Raw genomic sequence first — 1,151 nt, forward strand, 5'->3', positions numbered from 1 at the left:
AGTTCGCCGACCAGGGTGGCGGCGCCCAGGCTGATCTCGTCCATGCCGTCGCGGCCATAGACCACGATGGCGTGCTCGGCGCCCAGGCGCTGCAGTGCGCGCACCTGGATGCCGACCAGGTCGGGGTGGAACACGCCCATCAGGATGTTCGGCGCACCGGCCGGGTTGGTCAGGGGCCCCAGGATGTTGAACAGCGTGCGCATGCCCAGTTCCTTGCGCACCGGCGCCACGTTCTTCATGGCCGGGTGGTGGTTGGGCGCGAACATGAAGCCGATGCCGACCTCGGCGATGCACTGCGCAATCGCGGCCGGCGCGAGGTTGATGTGCACGCCGAGCTGCTCCATCACGTCGGCGCTGCCGCTCTTGCTCGAGACGCTGCGCCCGCCGTGCTTGGCGGTCTTGGCGCCGGCGGCGGCGGCGACGAACATGGCACAGGTCGAGATGTTGAAGGTGTTGGCGCCGTCGCCGCCGGTGCCGACGATATCGACCAGGTGCGTGGCGTCCGCTACCGGCACCTTGGTCGAGAACTCGCGCATGACCTGCGCGGCGGCGGTGATCTCGCCGATGGTTTCCTTCTTCACGCGCAGGCCGGTGATGATGGCCGCCGTCATGACGGGCGAGAGCTCGCCCTGCATGATCATGCGCATGATGTGCAGCATCTCGTCGTGGAAGATTTCGCGGTGCTCGACCGTGCGCTGCAGCGCTTCTTGCGGTGTGATGGACATGGCGGATTACAGCAAGGGAATTGAAGGTGTTTAAGGCCTCCAGCCCTTGCTGCGCAAGCGNGCCCTGCATGATCATGCGCATGATGTGCAGCATCTCGTCGTGGAAGATTTCGCGGTGCTCGACCGTGCGCTGCAGCGCTTCTTGCGGTGTGATGGACATGGCGGATTACAGCAAGGGAATTGAAGGTGTTTAAGGCCTCCAGCCCTTGCTGCGCAAGCGCTGAAAGCTATCAAAGCAAAAGCGCCTAGGCGCGCTGCTCGAGGAAGTTGCGCAGCATGGCGTGGCCGTGCTCGGTCAGGATGCTCTCGGGGTGGAACTGCACGCCCTCGATGGCCAGCTCCTTGTGGCGCACGCCCATGATCTCGCCGTCGTCGGTCCAGGCGGTGATCTCGAGCACCTCGGGGCAGCTCGCGCGCGCTATGGAC

General features: G+C 65.2%; 1 protein-coding gene and 2 pseudogenes. All 3 read right to left on the reverse strand.

All coding sequences use genetic code 11. The features are described from left to right. Positions 1 to 725: anthranilate phosphoribosyltransferase (trpD, locus tag QZH66_RS16600; RefSeq protein ID WP_305806969.1), on the reverse strand; the 725-nt coding region annotated here is incomplete at its 3' end. Between the two features lie 52 nt (positions 726 to 777). After that, positions 778 to 885: pseudogene (trpD, locus tag QZH66_RS16605) on the reverse strand (anthranilate phosphoribosyltransferase); the annotation flags it as partial. Between the two features lie 85 nt (positions 886 to 970). Then, positions 971 to 1,151 (reverse strand): annotated as a pseudogene (locus QZH66_RS16610) (anthranilate/aminodeoxychorismate synthase component II); the annotation flags it as partial.

Source organism: Stenotrophomonas sp. YIM B06876 (assembly GCF_030711595.1).
Classification (GTDB): Bacteria; Pseudomonadota; Gammaproteobacteria; order Xanthomonadales; family Xanthomonadaceae; genus Stenotrophomonas.